This is a genomic window from Amycolatopsis sp. MJM2582 (assembly GCF_000754115.1).
Taxonomy (GTDB): Bacteria; Actinomycetota; Actinomycetes; order Mycobacteriales; family Pseudonocardiaceae; genus Amycolatopsis; species Amycolatopsis japonica.
Window position 1 is genome coordinate 822,681 of the sequence record NZ_JPLW01000002.1, and the last position, 18,443, is coordinate 841,123.

General features: G+C 71.7%; 10 protein-coding genes. 2 read left to right on the forward strand and 8 right to left on the reverse strand.

Features of this window, described 5'->3' with window-relative positions:
• The first annotated feature begins 90 nt into the window (after positions 1–90).
• Both ED92_RS14095 and ED92_RS14100 read left to right on the forward strand, forming a co-directional pair.
• Positions 91–861: an MBL fold metallo-hydrolase gene (locus tag ED92_RS14095; protein WP_152610928.1), complete on the forward strand. Its 771-nt coding sequence runs from the start codon at positions 91–93 to the stop codon at positions 859–861.
• A 43-nt stretch (positions 862–904) separates the two neighbouring features.
• Positions 905–1,651 carry a dienelactone hydrolase family protein gene (locus ED92_RS14100; protein ID WP_037337887.1) on the forward strand — a complete coding sequence of 249 codons (747 nt, stop codon included), beginning with the start codon at positions 905–907 and terminating at the stop codon, positions 1,649–1,651.
• Positions 1,652–1,831: 180 nt separating this feature from the next.
• Here the strand turns inward: ED92_RS14100 and ED92_RS14105 are convergent, their stop codons facing one another.
• From ED92_RS14105 to ED92_RS14140, 8 genes are read right to left on the reverse strand one after another with little or no spacing between them, the layout of a single operon-like run.
• A complete protein-coding gene (locus tag ED92_RS14105) occupies positions 1,832–2,233 on the reverse strand; it encodes a nuclear transport factor 2 family protein (protein ID WP_037337889.1) in 402 nt (133 codons plus the stop codon).
• A gap of 12 nt (positions 2,234–2,245) precedes the next feature.
• Positions 2,246–2,608 (reverse strand): YrdB family protein, encoded by a 363-nt coding sequence (locus ED92_RS14110; protein WP_052120542.1) that lies wholly within the window; start codon positions 2,606–2,608, stop codon positions 2,246–2,248.
• 16 nt (positions 2,609–2,624) lie between these two features.
• A complete protein-coding gene (locus ED92_RS14115; RefSeq protein ID WP_052120548.1) occupies positions 2,625–3,665 on the reverse strand; it encodes an ornithine cyclodeaminase family protein in 1,041 nt (346 codons plus the stop codon).
• A complete protein-coding gene (locus tag ED92_RS14120; RefSeq protein ID WP_052120550.1) occupies positions 3,662–4,588 on the reverse strand; it encodes an ornithine carbamoyltransferase in 927 nt (308 codons plus the stop codon). The genes ED92_RS14115 and ED92_RS14120 overlap by 4 nt, the downstream gene beginning before the upstream one ends.
• An 11-nt stretch (positions 4,589–4,599) precedes the next feature.
• A complete protein-coding gene (gene sbnA, locus ED92_RS14125; RefSeq protein WP_037337892.1) occupies positions 4,600–5,595 on the reverse strand; it encodes a 2,3-diaminopropionate biosynthesis protein SbnA in 996 nt (331 codons plus the stop codon).
• Positions 5,582–6,526 (reverse strand): threonine/serine dehydratase, encoded by a 945-nt coding sequence (locus ED92_RS14130; RefSeq protein ID WP_037337894.1) that lies wholly within the window; start codon positions 6,524–6,526, stop codon positions 5,582–5,584. Before ED92_RS14130 ends, sbnA begins: the two co-directional genes overlap by 14 nt.
• Entirely contained in the window at positions 6,523–13,356 is a 6,834-nt protein-coding gene (locus ED92_RS14135; protein ID WP_081975790.1) for a non-ribosomal peptide synthetase/MFS transporter, read from the reverse strand. Before ED92_RS14135 ends, ED92_RS14130 begins: the two co-directional genes overlap by 4 nt.
• Positions 13,353–18,341 carry a non-ribosomal peptide synthetase gene (locus ED92_RS14140; RefSeq protein WP_037337897.1) on the reverse strand — a complete coding sequence of 1,663 codons (4,989 nt, stop codon included), beginning with the start codon at positions 18,339–18,341 and terminating at the stop codon, positions 13,353–13,355. Before ED92_RS14140 ends, ED92_RS14135 begins: the two co-directional genes overlap by 4 nt.
• Between the last annotated feature and the right edge of the window lie 102 nt (positions 18,342–18,443).

Below are 18,443 nucleotides of genomic sequence, written 5' to 3' on the forward strand. Positions count from 1 at the left end.
GAGAAACTCTCACGGAAGTAGTTGCGGTCTTCCGTGACAACTGGATAGGGTCGCTCACGGAAAGAACAGTACCTATCCGTGAGGTGGATGATGAACCAGATCAGCGACCAGCTCTCCGTCCAGGTCTTCGGTGGGCCGACCGCCCTGATCGAGTACGGCGGTCTGCGGTTCCTGACCGACCCGACCTTCGACGAGCCCGGCTACTACCCGAGGCCCAACGGCAGACCCGGCCTCACCAAGACGGCGCCGTCGTCGGCGAACCCCGCGGACCTCGGCCACCTCGACGCCGTCCTGCTCTCCCACGACGAGCACCCGGACAACCTCGACCACTCCGGCCGGAAACTGCTCGCCGACGTGCCGCTGACGCTCACCACGGCCAGCGGGGCGGAAAGGCTGGGCGGCACCGCGAAAGGGCTGGAGAACTGGGAGACCGTCGAACTGGACCGGCCGGGCGGAGGAGTCGTGACCGTGACCGCCGCACCCGCGGTCCACGGACCTTCGGCGGACAAGGTCAGCGGTGACGTCGTCGGCTTCGTGCTCACCGGCGACGGCCTGCCGACGGTCTACGTCAGCGGCGACAACGCCTCACTCGACGTCGTCCGGCAGGTCGCGGAACGATTCGGGCCGGTCGACACCGCCGTGCTCTTCGCCGGGGCCCCGCGTCTGAAGCCGGTCTTCGACGGCGCCCTGCTCGTCCTCGACAGCGAGCTCGCCGCCGAGGCGACACGCATCCTCGGCGCCCGCACGGTCGTCCCCGTGCACATCGACAGCTGGAACCACTTCACCGAAGGCCGCGACGAGCTGGTGGCCGCGTTCACCTCGGCCGGGCTGGCCGATCGGCTGCGCCTGAGCCGGGCTTGATCGTCTACGTTCGGGGTACGCCGACGAGAAAGCGAGCACCGCCATTCCCTCCACCACACTGAGCATCCCCACATCCGACGGCCGGTCCGACGCCTTCGCCGCCTACCCCGAGGAAGGCGGAACGCATCCGGGTGTCCTCCTGTACCCGGACGCGTTCGGGCCACGCCCCGTCCTGTGGGACATGGCCCGCGAACTGGCCGATCACGGCTACTACGTCCTGGTTCCCAATGTCTTTTACCGGCACCGCCCGGCGCCGGTGTTCGACCTTCCCGAACACATCACCGCCGAACACCGGCCCACGCTGTTCGGCCAGATCATGCCGCTCATCGAGGCGCACACCACCGAACGCGCCCTGAGCGACGCCGGCGCCTACCTCGACTTCCTCACCGCTCGGCCCGAGGTCGGCGCCGGGCCCGTCGCCGCGATCGGTTACTGCATGGGCGCGGTCCTCGCGATGCGCACCGCGACGGCCCACCCCAACCGGGTCGCCGCCGTCGCCGGATTCCATCCCGGCGCGCTCGTCACCGACCAATCCGACAGCCCGCACCGGCGGATCCCGGACCTCGCCGCGAAAGTCCACCTCGGCCTCGCCGAGGGCGACATGACACCCGAGGCGATCACCGAGATCAGCCGCGCGTTCGACGCCGCCGGGGTCGACTACAGCTGCGAGATCTACCCCGGCACCGTCCACGGCTACACGATGTCCGACACCGACGCGTTCGACGCCGCCGGATCGCGGCGCCATTGGGAGCGGCTGCTCGCTCTCCTTGAAAGCACCTTCAAGGCCTGAGTTCTTCTGGCATTGGGGGTGAAGGGGGCTTTAGCCGCATATGACGCGGGCAAAGCGTCCCTCATCGCGTGATAGGAGAGGCCCGCGCGGTTCCGGGTGTGGGTCGTGAGTGATAAAGGGCGTTAGAACGACCAAAATCACTCACGACCCCTGGCGGGCCCGCGCCTTCCTCGTGCCGGGTCAGGGCGCGGCCGACGGGAGATCCATGATGCCGGTGGCCTGAGACCAGACACAACGCCACATGCCGCCGGCATCGGTGTACACGTCGCTGTGCCAGGCCTCGTGCGGCGGGATGTCCGCGCCGTCGACGGTGAGTTCGATGACGCACCGGTAGCGGAGGACGACGATGTCGGTGCCGACGATGGCGTCCACATCACCGACCAGCCTCAATTCCCGGTAAATGACGCGCCCGGTGGTGAGGAGATCCAGGTACTCGGCCTTCGTCCACACGGTGCCGGTCGGGTTGCACAACCGGTACTCCTCGGCGTGCAAACGGTCGTAGGTGTCGCGATCCACGTCGAGGAGACATCGGATCCGGTCCTGCTCGGCCTTGATCACCCGGCCGGCCACGTCGTCGGTCACACCCGCTCCTGTTCACTCGTTCCCGGTGACGGCGAGGATAATCCGGTCGGCGGCCCACAGTGCGACGCCGACGACGGCGGGCCAGGTCAGCCCGACGGCGATCAACCCGGCTCCGACGCCCAGGAACAGCGCCGTTTCCAGGACGAACCGGACCGGCTCGGCCAGCACGACGCGTGCCTTCTCGGCGAGGAACAGTCCCCAGAACACCGCGACGGCGAGCGGTGCGAGGACCACGGCCGCCCACCGCCATCCGTCCGGCCCCAGCCGCCAGGCGACGACCGCCGCACCGGTCAGCAGGGCGAGTTCGAGGAGGAACCGCACGAGCAGCGCGGCACCGCGCACACCATGGAGTGGTTCGGACAGCTGCTCGCTCATGGCTTCCCCCGTGTCCTCAGCCGAGGTGGACAACGGTACCGAGACCTTCCGTCCGGGCCTGCGCGGAGACCGCCGCGTACAGCGCGACGTCGAGGACTCCCATGCCGAACGGGTTCAGCACCACATACGGCGACGCGACCCCGTCCGCGCTGTGCCGTCCCGTGAGGATTCCACCCAGCGTGCCGTCGAGGGGACGCGCGGACCCGCCGGAACCCGGGCGCGCGAACATGCCTTCCGCCATCAGGCGGCCCAGCGGCCGGCGCGGGTTGTCGGCGACCAGGTCCACGTCGTCGACGTACACCGCCGCCGCGTCGCGGAACGCCGCGTCCGTCAGGTCGCCGAGGGAGACGTTGATCAGCAACGCGCTCGGCGACGCCCAATCCGGCTCGACGTAACCCACGTCCATCGTGGTCGTGAACACGGCGATCCCGGCCGCGGACACCGCCTCCCGCGCGGTCGGGCAGACCCGCGCCGAAATCCCCGCCGGCAGGGTGGCGGCCAAGGCCCGCGCGGCCTCCGGAGACCGGTCGTACAGCGTGACCTCGCGCAGTGACGGCAGCCGTTCGGCGAGCAGCGCCGCGTGCATCCGGCCCTGCGCGCCGCATCCGACGACGGCGAGCGAAACCGCGCCGCCGTAGCCCAGCGCGTCCACCCCCACCGCGCTCACCGCCGCCGTCCGGACCGCGCTCAGCAGACCGGCCTCCATGATCGTGGTGATACGGGCGGTCTCCGCGTCGAAGCACAGGCCGATCCCGCCCGCGCGTTCCAGCCCGCGGGCGGGGTTCGACACGCTGGCGTTGATGATCTTCATGCCGTACGACGACCGCACCGCGCCCGGCATCCCGATCGACCGGGTGTAGGCGCCTTGCGAGTTCTCCCAGCGCAAGTACGCCTCGGCAGGCAGGAGACCGACGCCGCGGTCGTGGTCGGCCAGTGTCTCGCGGACGACGCCGACCGGGTCGAGGTTCGTCAGGCACTCACGGACCTCTTCGCGGGACAGCATCGTCACCTCGCCCGCACCGGACAGGCCGCTGTCGGCCACGTCGAACCAGCTCATGCCAGGTCCTCCCCGCCACACCACTCGAGCGCGGCCATCGCGCTGTACAGCTTGTTCTCCGCCTGGGCGAAGGCGATGGAACGCGGCCCGTCGAGCACGTCGGCCGTGACCTCCTCGCCCCGGTGTGCGGGCAGGTCGTGCAGGAACACCGCGTCCGGGCTGGTCCGCCACAGATCCGCGGTCACCTGGAACGGCGCGAACACCGTGCGCCAATCGGGGTCCGGTTTGGCGGTTCCCGTGGTCTGCCATCGGGTGGTGTAGACGATGTCGACGCCGCCGGGCAGGTCGAGGACGTCGTGTCGCTCCACAAGGGACGAACCATGCCGGGCGGCGTGCTTGCCCGCGCGCTCGAGGACATCCGGGTCGACGCCGTAGCCCGGCGGGGTGCGAAGGTGCAGTTCGGTGCCGGGGAACCGGCTGAGCGCCAGCGCCAAAGCCGCCGCCGTGTTGTTTCCTTCACCGACGTACAGCATGCGGACGCCGTCGACGCGGCCGAAGCGCTGGACGATCGTCGTCAGGTCCGCCAGCGCCTGGGTGGGATGCTCGTCGGCGCTCATCGCGTTGACGACCGCCATCCGGTCCTGCGCCGCGATGGCCCGCAGCTCCGCCGGATCGGCCGCCGTGCGCGCCACCAGGAAGTCCAGCATCGACGACAGCACGCGTCCGGTGTCCTCGATCGACTCCCCGGTGTTGGTCTGCAGATCGTTCGGACCGTACGCGATGATCCGGGCGCCCAGCCGCAGCGCGCCCGCGGAGAACGCGGTACGCGTGCGGGTGGAGGTCTTGCGGAAGTGGATGCCGACGACCGCACCGTCCAAAGTGGAGTACGTCGCGCGCGGCCGTTCCGCCAGGCTGACGGCACGGCGGACGATGGCGCGGAGGTCGTCGTCGGTCAGGTCGTCGAGTGAGATGAGGTGACGCAAGGGAAGGCTCCTCAGGAGATGGTGGCCAGGGCGCGGGCGGTCACGTCGGGCACTTCGCCGAAGTGACCGCGGACCCACGCGTCGGAGTAGATGGTGTCGAGATAGCGGTTGCCGTCGTCGGGGAAGACGAGTACGCACCGGGAGCCGGGCGGGATGCGGTCACGCAGCTTCGCGAGCGCCGCCACGGTCGCGCCTGAGGAACCGCCCGCGAGGATGGCTTCGCGCGCGACGAGCGTCCGGCAGGCCCGCACGCATTCGAGATCGGTCACGTGCACGACCTCGGCCACCGCGGACGTGTCGACCAGCGGCGGCCTCCGTCCGGCGCCGTGGCCTGGGATCCGGCGTTCCTCCGTCGGCACGTGGAAGATCGCGCTGCCGGCGGCGTCGACCGCGATCAGCTTCGTGCTCAGCCCTTCCCGCCGGATGTGGTCGGCGCAGCCGCGCATCGTGCCGCCGGTGCTGACCGCGCAGAACAGATAGTCGACACGGCCGTCGAGCGCGTCCGCGATCTCGCGCATCGTGTGCTCGTGCGCGGCCGGGTTGAGCGGATTCGCGTACTGATCGGGCCAGAACGCGTCCGGCAGCAGCGCGAGAAGCTCCTGTACCCGGGCGATCCGGGCACCGAGCAGATCGCCGTCCACCGGGGCGCTGACGACCTCGACCGTGGCACCGTAGGCCCGCAGCAGCGCGAGGGTCTGCGCGGTCGTGCGGGTGTCGACCACGCACACCAGGTCGAGCCCGAAGTACGCGCACATCTGGGCGAGGCCGACACCGAGATTGCCCGACGTGGACTCGACGACCACCGATCTGCCCGGCACGAGCCTGCCGGAGCCGATCTCGCCGCGCAGCATGTTCAGCGCGGTCCGATCCTTCACGCTGCCGCCCGGGTTGAACTTCTCCAGTTTCGCGAACACCCGGGAACCCGCCAGTGGGACGACCCGGTCCAGGGCGACCAAGGGAGTGTTCCCGATCGTGGCGAGCACACCGCCGATTTCAGCCGTGCTCAACGGACACCTGCTCTCTCCTTGCCCCCAGTGGTGGCGCGGCGACGTTCCCGCCGGAGACGACGGCGACCGTCGCCCTTCCCGACGACCCGGCGCGCCCGGTCAGATGGGCGGCGGTCGCCACCGCACCGCTCGGTTCGGCGACCACGCCGAACCGGTCGAACAAGAACGCCTGCGCGGCGACGATGCTCTCCTCCTCGACCGTGACGACGTCGTCCACGAGCGTCTTGACGTGCTCCCACGCCAGCTCGCCGAGCACCGGGGCACGCAAGCCGTCGGCGATCGTCCGGTAGGTCCGCGAGACCGGCCAGCGCGTCAGGCGGCCGGTGCGGAACGAGTCGGCGGCGTCCGCGGCGAGTTCGGGCTCCACACCGACGACCCGCGTTCCCGGCGAGTACGCCTTGACCGCGACGGCGACGCCCGCGAGCAGGCCGCCGTTGCAGACCGGGACCAGGACCGTGCCCGCGTCCGGCAGATCCGTGACGATCTCCGCGCCGACCGTGCCGTGGCCGGCGATCACCGCGAAATCGGCCGACGTGATCAGGGTGGCGCCGGTGCGGGCCAGCAGTTCGGCCGTCGCGGATTCCCGTTCGCCCGGTGGCACGACGACCACCTCGGCGCCGAGCGCGCGGACCGCGTCGACCTTCAGCACGGGCGCCGTTTCGGGCAGCACCACCGTGGCCTTCACCCCTTGGCGGGCCGCGGCGTAGGCGACCGCGCGACCGTGGTTGCCGGACGACTGGGCCAGCACGTGGCCCGTCAACCCGTCGACCGCGTTGAGCGCGCCACGGACTTTGAACGAACCGGTCCGCTGCCGGTTCTCCGGTTTGATCCACAGTCCGTCGACCGGCCCGAGTACGGGGGTGCGGCGCACGGAGTACCGGATCCGGTCGGCCGCCCGCACGACGTCGGCCCCGGTCACCAGGCGCGTCATCGGGCCACCGCCCGGTCGGCGAGCGCCTGGACACGGTCGAGGTCGGCGTCGACCTCGGTGGGCGGGGCGGCGTCCGGCAGGAGATCCTCGATGTCCCGCAGCCGCCGGTACCGCAGCCCGAGCACACCCCAGACGACCAGGACGATCCCGGAGAACACCATCAGCGCGGCGACCCCGGCGTGGGCATCGTTGGCCGTGACCGGATCCAGCGCGCCGAACCCGCGGGCGAGCGGGCCGAACCAGTCGGACAGCGCGCCGGCGGTGAGGAACCCGAGCGGCGACATGGCCGTGGCCAGCATGACGTTGATCGCGAGCACCCGGCCCTGCAGATGCTGGCCGACCTTCGTCTGGATGATCGACAGCCAGTGCGCGTTGCCGATGCTCATACAGGCCAGCCGGATGAACAGGCCCGCCGCGATGACCAGCGCCGACGGCCAGACCCCCATCAGCAGCACCCCGAGACCGGAGCCGATGACGAACCCGATCATCCCGGTGGCGCGGCGTTTCGTTCCGCCCCACCAGATCACCACCACGGCTCCCACCGCGGCACCGACACCACCCGCGGCGCTGACGAACCCGAGCTCGCCGGGTGTCCCGATCGACAGCACCAGCGGCGTGATGACCACCCACATCAGCGCGGTGAAGTAGTTGACCACGGCGAAATAGCCGACCATCGCCAGCAGGGGTTTGCGGCGCAGCACGAACAGGAAGCCGCCGGTGAGCGCCTTGCGGAACGGCTCCTGCCGGGTGAAGAAGAGCCGGTCGGGGAAGCGCACGGCCAGAAGTGTCACGACGCCGACGGCGAAGGTGGCGGCGTCGACCACGACGACCGACGTCAGGCCGGACAGTCCCATGAGGACACCGCCGAGGATCGGGCCGAGCACGGTGCCGAGCCCGATCCCGATATCGGCCAGCGCGTTCGCCTGCGGCAGGTACGGCTTCGGCACCAGCTGGGCGATCGCGGCGAGGTACGCGGGCCGGTGGAACGCCGACGCCAGCGACGTCACCCCGACGATCACGCAGACCGTCGGCAGGTCCAGCCGCCCGAGCGCGACGAGGACGGCGAGCGCGACCATCGCCGTCCCGCTCACCAGATCGCAGGCCAGCATGATCCGGCGGCGGTCGAACCGGTCGGCCAGCGCGCCGCCGACCGGGGTCAGCAGCATGCTCGGCAGCCTGGCCAGGAGCACCACGAGCGCGAGGTCGAACACCCGCCCGCTGCGTTGGTAGGCCCAGACACCGAGGGCGAACGAGCTGAGTTCGTTGCCGATCATCGACATCGCCTGGCCACCGGCGACCGTGTAGAAGGCCCGCAGCCCGCGGCGGCCGGCGGCCACCGGGACGTCGGTCACGCGCGGCGGCAGTTCCCCGGCCGCCCACTGGGTGAGCCGCGTCCGCAGAATGGCGGCGACCTCCGCGGCCTGGTGTCGAAGGAAGTAGTGGCCCGCCTTCGGGAGGACGGCGAGATCGACGCGGTCGGCGAAGGCACCCCATTCCCGGTGGCGTTCCCGGTACAGCTCGGTCGCCGGGTCGCTCGCCCCGACCACGCACAGGATCGGCGCGGACAGCCTGGTTTCGGTGCGGAGTTCGCGGCCGAACCAGGCCTGGGCCTGCGCGGCGTCGTGCCGCAGGCCCCGCAGCATCGCGGTGCTCGCCTTCTCGTCCATGTCGTCGAGAAGGCCGCCGCCCGCGCGGAGCGTGTCGCGGTAGAGCCGGTCGGACACCCACCGCTCGCGCGGGAATTTCCGCTGCAGCCAGGCGGAGAGACGGCCCGGCAGGCGGGCGGCCGGGAAGCTGCCCGCGACGACCACACCCAGGACGGTCCGGCCGTCGGCCTCCAGCCGCGCGGCCAGCGCCGTGGCGACCGCCGAACCGACGCAATGCCCGTACACCGCGACGGGCCCGGTGACCGTCCGGCCGATCTCGTCCGCGAGGGCGGCCACGATCTCGTCGATCGTGCCGAACTCCTCGTCCGGGCGGGCGACGTCGTGGCCGGGCAGTTCGACCGCGCGGACGTCGACGCCGTCCAGCTCGTTGGCCAGGGGCTGGAACACCGCGGCCGAGGCACCGCCGTACGGCACGCAGATCAACGTCACCTCCGCCGCGCCCGCCCGCGCCGGGGAAAGACGGTGGAGCATGCCGCCGGTCTCCTCGCCCGCGTCGAGGTAGGCGGCCAGTTCGCGGACGGTCGGGCGCAGGAACAGGTCGATGACGCGCAACCGCTCGTCGAGCAACCGCACCGCGCGCACCGCGGTGAACGAATGCCCGCCGAGCGCGAAGAAGTCGTCGTCGACGCCGACCTCGGGCACCTCGAGCACCTGCGCCCACACCTGGGCGACCCGCTGTTCGGACGGTGTCGCCGGGACGCCGCCTCCTCGCTTCGCCACGGCGGGGACGACCGTTTCGCCGGGAACGACCGTGACGCCGACCGTGGCGTCCACATCGGACAGAAGGACTTCGAGCAGGTCCTGGAAGTCCGCGACGATCCGTTCGGCGGTCGAGGCGTCGAAGAGATCGGTCCGGTAAGCGAGTTCGCCCGAGTAGGTGTCGCCGTCGTTGACCAGCGCCATGCTGAGGTCGAATTTCACGCGTTCGGTGGCCGAGGGCAGCGGCGTGACGTCGAGACCGGGGATGACCGGTTCCGGCGCGGGCTGGTCGAGGACGTTGAGCAGCACCTGGAACAGCGGCGTCGCGGACATCGTGCGGTCCGGTCTGAGCCGCTCGATGATCGCTTCCAATGGCGTTTCCGCGTGCGCGAACGCGCCGAGCACGGTCTCCCGGACCCGGCCGAGGAGTTCGCGCACGGTCGGCTCGCCACCCAGATCGGTGCGCAGCACGAGCGTGTTGACGAAGCAGCCGACCGTGGCTTCGACGCCCGAGTGGTGGCGTCCGGCCTCCGGCACACCGATGGCGACGTCGTCGGCGCCCGCGAGCCTGCCGAGCAGGACCTGCCAGCCGGCGAGCAGCATCATGAACGGGGTCGTGCCCGTCTCGCCGGCGACACGACGGAGCGTCGCGGTGAGACCGGCGGAGAGCGTGTAGCGGACGTGCCCGCCGGACCAGGCGGCCACCGGCGGCCGGGGCCGGTCGGTGGGCAGGGTGAGCAGGGGTGGAAGCCCGGCGAGGCGTTCGCACCACCAATCGAGGTCTTCCGGACGTTGCCGCGTGGCCTGCCAGGCCGCGTAATCCGCGTACTGGACGGGAACCGGGTTCTGCGTCCGGCCGCTGTAGGCGTCCGCGAGGTCGGTGCCGATGATGCCCCGCGACCAGTTGTCGGTGGCGATGTGGTGGATGGTGATCGCCAGGACGTGGTCGTCGTCGGCGACGCGGAACAACTTCGCCCGCCACGGTGGCTCACGGTCGAGCGCGAAGGGCCGTTCCACCTCGGCCCGATACGCGGCCACGACGTCATCCGTATCCACAAGGGACAGTTCGATCGCGTCCGGGGGCAGTGGGACGGCCATCGGTGTGCCGTCGCGGTCTTCGATCACGCTGCGCAGCACCACGTGCCTGGCCGCGACCTCACGCACCGCGCGGGCCAGGGCGTCGGTGTCCAGTTCGCCGCGCAGGCGCAGCACGATGTCCCTGTTGTAGGCGGATCCGGGCTCCAGCAGATCGAGGAACCACAGCCGAGCCTGCGCCGAAGACAGCGGCGCCGGAGCCTCGGGATCGGGGCGCACGGGGATCGGCGCGCCGCCGGACACCCCGCCGGTGTCGGCCTCCAGCACCGCGGCCAGATCCGCGAGCACCGGGTACTCGAACAGCGTCCGCACCGACACCTCCCGGTGCAGCGCCTCACCGAGCCGTCCGGCGACCCGGACCGCGGCGAACGAATGGCCGCCCACGGCGAAGAAGTCGTCGTCCGCGCCGACGTCGGACCGGTCGAGGACCTCCGTCCAGACGCGGGCGACCAGCCGTTCCGCCGGGGTGGCGACCGGGCGGCGCACCGCCGGGGCGGGCGCGGAAGCTTGAGGAAGCGCGGCGCGGTCGATCTTGCCGTTCGCGTTGAGCGGCAAGCGATCCAGCACGGTCAGCGAGGCGGGAACCATGTAGTCCGGCAGCCGTTCCCGCAGTGTCCGGCGTACGGTCGCCACGTCGAGCCCTGGTCCGACGAGCCAAGCGGCCAGGCGCCGGTCGAGGCCGTCGCCCACCGGCAGCACGACGGCCTCGGCGACGCCGTCGACGTCCCGCAGTGCCGCGGTGACCTCGCCGAGCTCGACCCGGTTGCCGCGGACCTTCACCTGGTCGTCGGCCCGGCCGCGGAACTGGACGGTGCCGTCGGCGCGCACACGCAGCAGATCCCCGCTGCGGAAGCACCGGACACCCGCGCCGAGCGGATCCGGCCGGAACCGGTCGGCGGTCTGGGTGTCGTCGCCGAGATAGCCACGCGTGATCTGCGGACCGCCGATCACCAGCTCGCCGGTCATCCCGGGCGGCACCACCGCACCGGTGCGGTCGACGAGATAACCGACCACGCCGGGCAGCGGGGTGCCGAGCGGTACGTAGCCGTCCCGCTCGTGGCCGGGGATGGCGGCCACGTCGCAGGTCATCGAGATCATCGTGCTCTCGGTGTGCCCGTAGTGGCTCTGCACGCGCAGCCCGGGCCTGGCCGCCTCGACCCGCTCGACGAGCGACCACGGGCAGGCCTCGCCCGCCAGGATGAGCAACGCACGCGGCAGCACCGAGGCCAGATCTCCGTGACGCGCCAGGAGTTCCAGGTGACTGGGCACGCACTTGAGCACGTCGACCGGATGCTCCGCCAGATAGCCGGCGAACGCCTCCGGATCCATCGCGGTGTCCCGCTCGACCAGATGCACGGTGCCGCCGGTGGTCAGCGCGCCGTACACGCAGGTCAGGCCGAAGTCGGCCGCAGGCGTGGAGACCACTGCGAACGACGCGCCCGCCACGTCGCCGAGCCGGGGCAGCATCCCGGCGAGGTAGTGCGCGACATTGCGGTGCTCGACCGCGACGCCCTTGGGAGAGCCGGTCGAACCGGAAGTGAAGATCACGTGGATCAGATCGTGTCCCGCCACTGCGACGTCCGGCCGTGTGGCGGGCTGCCCCGTGACGGCGTCGTCGACGGTCAGGACGGTCACGCCGGGAACGGTGGCGTCCAGACCTGGCTGGACGAGCAGGATCCGGGCATTCGCGGTGCGAAGGATGGCGGCCACGCGCGACGGCGGGTAGGTGGTGTCCATCGGCAGGTACGCCCCGCCCGCCTTCATGATGCCGAGCACCGCGACCGCGACGTCGGTGCCCTGCTCCAGCAACATCCCGACCGGTTCGTCCGCGGTCACGCCCAGTTCGCGGAGCCGATGCGCGAGCCGGTTGGCCCGCTCGTCGAGCTGCCGGTAGGTGAGCGAACCGGTCGAGCCGACCACGGCGACGGCGTCCGGGACGCGGTCGGCGGTCCGCTCGATGAGCACGTGCACCGGCGGGTATTCGGCGGTTTCCGGTGCGGGCCCGACGAGCACGGGGCCGGTCACCGTTTCGAGGGGGACGCCGGCGACCGGCCGGTCGAGGTCGGCGGTGACGCCGTCGAGGAGCGCGACGAACCACCGGGCGATCCGTTCGGCCGTGCCGGGATCGAACAGGTCCGTGCGGAAGGACAGCCCGCCACGGTAGGCACCGTCCACTCGGGACAGTGCGAGATTCAGATCGAATTTGACGCCGCGCACCGGCGCCGGGAGCACCCGCGCGTCGAGCCCTGGCCACTCGGGCGTGCCCGGCGGGTCGTCGAGGACGTTGAGCATGACCTGGAAGATCGGCGAGGCGTCGAGGCTCCGCTTGGGCGCGAGCCGTTCGACGATGCGCTCGAAGGGCACGTCCGGGTGCGAGAAGGCGTCGAGCACGGTGTCGCGGACGGCGGAGAGCAGGCTGCGGCCGGTGGTGACGCCGGAGAGATCGGTGCGCAGCACGAGGGTGTCGACGAAGCAGCCGACGACCCGTTCCGATCCAGGCTGCCGCCGTCCCGATTCCGGGACACCGACCGCGACGTCGTCTGTGCCCGCGAGACGTCCGAGCAGTGCCTGCCAGCAGGCGAGCAGGACGGCGAAAGGCGTGCAGCCGGCCTCCCTGGCGACGTCCTGGATCCGGTCGGTGAGCGCCGGCCGGATCTCGACGGGCACCTCGGCGCCTTCGCCGGAGGCGACGACGGGACGCGGCCGGTCGACGGGCAGTTCCAGCACCCCGGTCCCCGCGAGCTGCCGGCACCACCAGGCCAGATCGTCCTCGTGCGGGTGGGGAGGCGTGAAGTCCGCGTACTGGCGGTCCGGCGGTTCGGGCGCGGGACGGAGGCCGAGCCGGGCGGCATAGCAGGCGGCCAGATCTTCGAGCACGACGTCGACCGAGGCGGCGTCCATGGCGATGTGGTGGAAGGTCAGTTCCAGCAGGTGGCGGTCTTCCGCGGCCTGGAAGAGCGTGGCTCGCATGGGCGGCTCGTCGGCGAGGGCGAACGGCCGGTCGGCTTCCGTGCCAAGGACGTCCACAGTGGACACTGGAACGTCATCGGCGGACCGGGGAACGGCGCGGGGTTCGCCGTCGATCTCCCGATGGACACTGCGGAGGACGACGTGCCGCCGTGCGACGTCCCGGACGGCGGCGAGAAGCGCGGTGGTGTCGACGGGTCCGGTGAGTTCGAGGGTGACGGGGATGTTGTAGGCGTGCCCGTCGGGTTCGAAGCGGGCGAGGAACCACAGCCGGGCTTGCGCGGGGGAGAGCGGCGTGGGGCGCTCCGTGGTGTCGCCGCGCAAGGCGGCTGCGGCGCGCTGCGCGAGAAGACTGGAAAGGTGCGGTGCCGCGGTCATGTGGTGCCTTTGGTCGATGGTCATGCCGTGCCGCCCGTGGGCACGGATTCGAGGGCCGTCATGGCCATGGCGTTCAGTGCCTTGGCGAACTCGCGCAAGACCGGGTGCTCCAGCACGCTCCCCGCCGGGATCGGGAAACCGAGCGCCGCCGACAGGCGGTCCGCCACCTGGGCGGCCTTCGCCGGATCACCGCCGAGTGACGGGAAGTCGTCCAGTGCGCCGACCCGGTCGTGGCCCAGCGTCTGGGCCCAGACGACCGCCACCAGTTCTTCGACCGGACCCGCCGGTTCCGCGCGCAGGCCGCCCAACTGGGCGGTGAAGTCCGACAGCACCGGATGGTCGAACAGCGTCCGCACGGTGATCCGGTGGACCGCCCGCTCACGCAGCGTCCCCACCACCCGCGTCGCCGCCAGGGACCGGCCGCCGAGGGCGAAGAAATCGCTGTCCGGGCCGATCTCGCCGACGTCCAGGCAGGATCGCCAGACCTCGGCGACCACTTCCTCGTCCGCTGAGAGCGGGGCCGCCGCGGCGGTCGTGGCGGACGGCACCGGAGGCAACCCACGCCGGTCGAGCTTCCCGTTGGGCAGCAACGGAAGCGCGTCGAGCGTCAGCCAGCGGCTCGGCACCATGTATCCCGGCAGCAGCCGTCCGACGTGTCGCTGGGCGGCCGACGGGTCGGCCGACGCCGGCGTGAGGTAGCCGGCCAGGTGGGCGTCGACGCCGTCCGCGATCACCGCGACCGCCGCGTCGTCCACATCGGACAGTGACCGCAGGGCGGCCTCGATCTCGCCGAGCTCGAAGCGGTTGCCGCGCACCTTCACCTGGTCGTCGGCGCGACCGAGGAACTCCAGCGTGCCCTCCGGCCGCCATCGGACGAGGTCGCCCGTCCGGTACCAGCGATCGTCCTCCTCGGTGACGAACGCGGCCGGCTCCGGGTGCCCGCGGTAGCCGCGCGCGACGCCGCTCCCACCGATCCACAGCTCACCGATCGCGCCCGCCGGAACGGGTCTGCCGCCGGTGTCGCGTACGGACAGGCGGGCGCCGGGCGTCGGTCCGCCGATCGGCACCCAGGTGTCGCCGGGAGTGACGCGGTGCGCGGTCGCCGCGACCGTCGCCTCGGTCGGGCCGTACCCGTTCCACAGCTCGCCCACCAGCGGCAACACCCGTGTGGCGAGGTCGGTGTCGAGCGCTTCACCGCCGAGCAGCAGCCGCAAGGACGGGTCGCCCGGCCAGTCCGCCGCGAGCAGCATCCGCAGGCTCGTCGGCGTCAGATCGGCGACGGTGACGCCGTTTTCGGTGATCCACCGGGCGAGCTGATGGCCGTCGACGGCCTGGTCGCGGTCGGCGATCACGCACCGTGCGCCCGAGGCGAGTGGCCACCACAGTTCTTCCACGGAGACGTCGAACGCCAAGGGTGCGATCGCCGCCATGGTGTCGCCCGGCGCGATGCCGTGGGACAGCCGGCGCGATCGGACGAAGGCGTGCAGGTTCGCGTGCGTCACCTCGACGCCCTTCGGCCGCCCGGTCGAGCCGGACGTGTAGAGCACGTAGGCCAGCGAGTCACCGCTCGGCACGACCAGCTCCGCCTCGGCGTCAGGGACAGAATCGGCGTCGAGCACCGTGCCCGGCAAAGCGACGTCGCGGGTGCTTCCGCGCGTGAGGACGACCTCCACACCCGCCTCGGTGACGAGCTGGGCGAGCCGGGCGGGCGGCAGGTCGGGGTCCAGCGGCAGATACCCGGCACCCGCCCGCCACACGGCCAGCAGCATCGCGGGGAGCAGTTCGTCGCGGGGCAGGCACACTCCGACCGCGTCCCCTCGCCGGACGCCCGCCGCGACCAGGGCGCGGGCGACCCGGTCGGCACGGGCGACCAGTTCGCGATAGGTCAGCGTGGACACCGCGAGCGCGTCCGGTGCGCGTTCGGCGTGGCGCAGGACCGCGTCCGGGACGCTGACCGCCTCGGACGGCGGCAGCGGGGCGCCGGTGCCCCATTCCGTGAGCTCCGCGCGTTCGTCGTCGCCGATCAGGTCCAAAGTGGACAATTCGGCGTCCGGAGTGGACAGTGCGGACCGCAGGATGTGCAACAGGGACCGGGTGAACCACTGCGCACGGGCGGGGGAGAGTAACGCCGGATCGTGCTCGAGGATCAGCTCACCGCCGTCGACGTGCTCGTTGACGAAGACCGTCAGCGGGGCGTGACTGCCGCCGGTGGGCAGTTCGCCGAGCAGGTCCAGCCGGGTGCCCGGCCCGTGTACCGACACCGGCAGCCCGGCGGGCTGCACGGAAAGCGACACCGGGGTGAGCGGCATCCCGGCCGGACGGTCGCCGCCCCAGAGTTCGGTGAGCTCGCCCGATGAGAGGCCGCGGTGGTCGATGGCCCGCACGGTGGTCGTCATGGCGGTGCGCAGCAGGTCGCGGAACGAACCGGCCGGATCCGGGCGCAGCCGGACGGGGAGCACCTCCACCAGCGGACCGACCGTATGGGTGAGATCGGCGGAATCCCGGCGCGCCGCGGCCGTCCCGAGTAGGACGTCCGAGCCGTTCACCAGCGAACCGGTCAGCACGCCCAGCGCGGACAGATAGACCGCGAAGGGCGTGACCCCCGAGGTCGAGGCGAGCCGGTCCACCGCCGTGCGCAGGGTTTCGGGCAAGGGGACGGTCACCCGCTCGCCGAGGAACCGCTGTGTTCCGGGGGCGGGCCGGTCGAAGAGCGCGTCGGGCGGGACCGCTCCCGCCAGTTCGGCCGACCAGTACCGCGTCAGCCGGTCGTCTCGCACGAGTGCCTGTTCGCGGAGGGCGACGTCACCGATCTGTGCCCCCGGCTCCGGCGCGTCCGCCCCCGCCAGACCGGTCATGAGCTCGCCGATCGAGACGCCGTCGGTGGCGATGTGGTCGGAAACGACGATCAGCTCGGTGACTTCGTCGGCGACCCGGAGCGCCGTGATCCGCAGCAACGGGGATTCGGTGCGCAGGTCGAACGCGTGCCGCGCCGCGGCGGCCGATTCCTCACCTGCCTGGAGGACCTCGAGAGGAACCGGGGCCGGGGGGCCGATGACGAACCGCGGCTCGCCGTCGTGATCCTGGACCGTGCCGCGCAGCGCGTGATGCCGGGCCACCAGCGCGTCCGCCGCGCTCTGGATCGCCTCGCGTGAGAACGGGCCCTGGTGACGCAGGCGCCAGGCGGCCGTCGTGGCGGTGCCCGTCGGGCTGAGCTGGGCGAGGGTCCACAGGTCGCGTTGCGTGTGGGTGAGCGGGAAGACCTCGCGGCGCGGATCGCTGACCGGTTCCGCCGCCGGTTCGACGACCGGGGCTTCGTCGAGCCGCCGCGCGACGGCGGCCACCGTGCCGTCGGTGAGGAAGTCCTCCAGGCTGATCACACGGTGAGTGGTTTCGCGCAGCCGTGCCACCGCTCGCGCCGCGGCGAGCGAGTGACCGCCGGAATCGGTGAACCGGTCGTGCACGCCGATGTCCGCCAGCCCGAAGGCCGCCGTGACGGCTTCGGCGACCAGCCGTTCGGTGTCGGTGCGCGGAGCGACGAACTCGGCCGAGGCGTCGCGATCGAACACCCAGGCCGCCAGTGCCACCCGGTCGGCCTTCCCGGTGGTGCCGAGCGGGATCGCGTCGAGGACGGCGATCCGGGACGGGACGAGGTGTCCGGGCAGTCGTGCGCGCAGCCAGGCGAGCAATTCCGCTTCGGTCGGCCGATCGCCGTCCGGTTCGGCGAACCCGATCAGCCGTCGTTCCCCGGATTCGTCGGCAGGGGCGAGCACGACCGCGTTGCCGACCGCTGGATGGGTCAGCAGCACCGCCTGAACCTGGCCGGGTTCGACCCGGAACCCGCGGACCTTCACCTGGTCGTCGACACGGCCCGCGAAGTGGTAGACGCCGTCCTGCCGCCGGACGAGGTCGCCGGTGCGGTAGTGCCGGACGCCGTCCTCGGTCACGTACTTGCTCGCCGTGAGCTCGGGCCGTCCGAGGTAACCCCGGGTCACGAGCGCGCCGCTGACCCACAGCTCGCCGGTTTCGCCGTCACCGAGTGGACGACCGTCCCGGTCCCGTACGGAGAATTCCGCGCCGGGCAACGGGGTCCCGATCGGCGGGTCGGTCCGTTCGTCCCGCCCGACCTCGTACGACGAACAGTTGACGGTGGCCTCGGTCGGGCCGTAGCAGTTGACGATCCGCCGGACACCGTCGTTGCGGTGGATCCGGTCGACGAGCGCGCGGCTCAGCGGTTCGCCGGCGATGGCGACGGTCCGCACGGAAGGCGGCAGCGGTGTGCGGGCCAGGACGGCGAGCACGGACGGGACGCCTTGCACGAACGTGACTTCGTCGCGAAGACCGGGCAGCGCCAGCAGATTCTCGGCGAGGACGAGGCTCCCGCCGGTGACCAACGGCGGGAACAACTCGGCGACCGACGCGTCGAAACACACCGAGGCGGCACCGAGCACACCCCGCAGTTCGTCGTCGGAGTAGGTGGCGGCCGCCCAGCGCAGCAACGCGAGCACGTTGCGGTGTTCGACTTCGACACCCTTGGGCCGTCCGGTCGAGCCGGACGTGTAGATCACGTAGGCGAGGTCCGAACCCGCGCCGGTGACGCCGGGGGAGGTGGTGCGCGTGACGTCGATGTCCGTGACGGCGAGGGTCGGAACCGGTTCGTCCGCGCCGGGTTCGTCCACCACGACCAGCCGCAGCCCGGAGTCCTCGACGATGTCGGCGATCGCCGCACGGGGGGCGGCCGGGTCGAGCGGCACGTACGCGCAACCGGCCTTTAGCACGCCGAGCAGTACTGGCACGAGCCACGGTCCGCGACGCAGGCGCACGCCGACCAGGGCGCCGCGCGACATACCGCGTTCCAGCAGGGCGTGCGCCACGGCGTTCGCGGCCTCGTCCAGTTCCCGGTAGGTCGTCCGCCGGTCTCCGGCGACGACCGCCACGCGGTGCGGGGTCCGGCCCGCCTGGTCCTCGAACGCCTCGTGTACCCGGCCGGCCCTGCCCAGTTCTGCCCGCAACTCCGCCGAACTCCTTTACGCCCCAGTCGGTCCGAAGTGGACCTCGGCCGATTCAACTGGGGCCGGACCGGCACGGTCCATGAACAACCGACCGGAACTTCG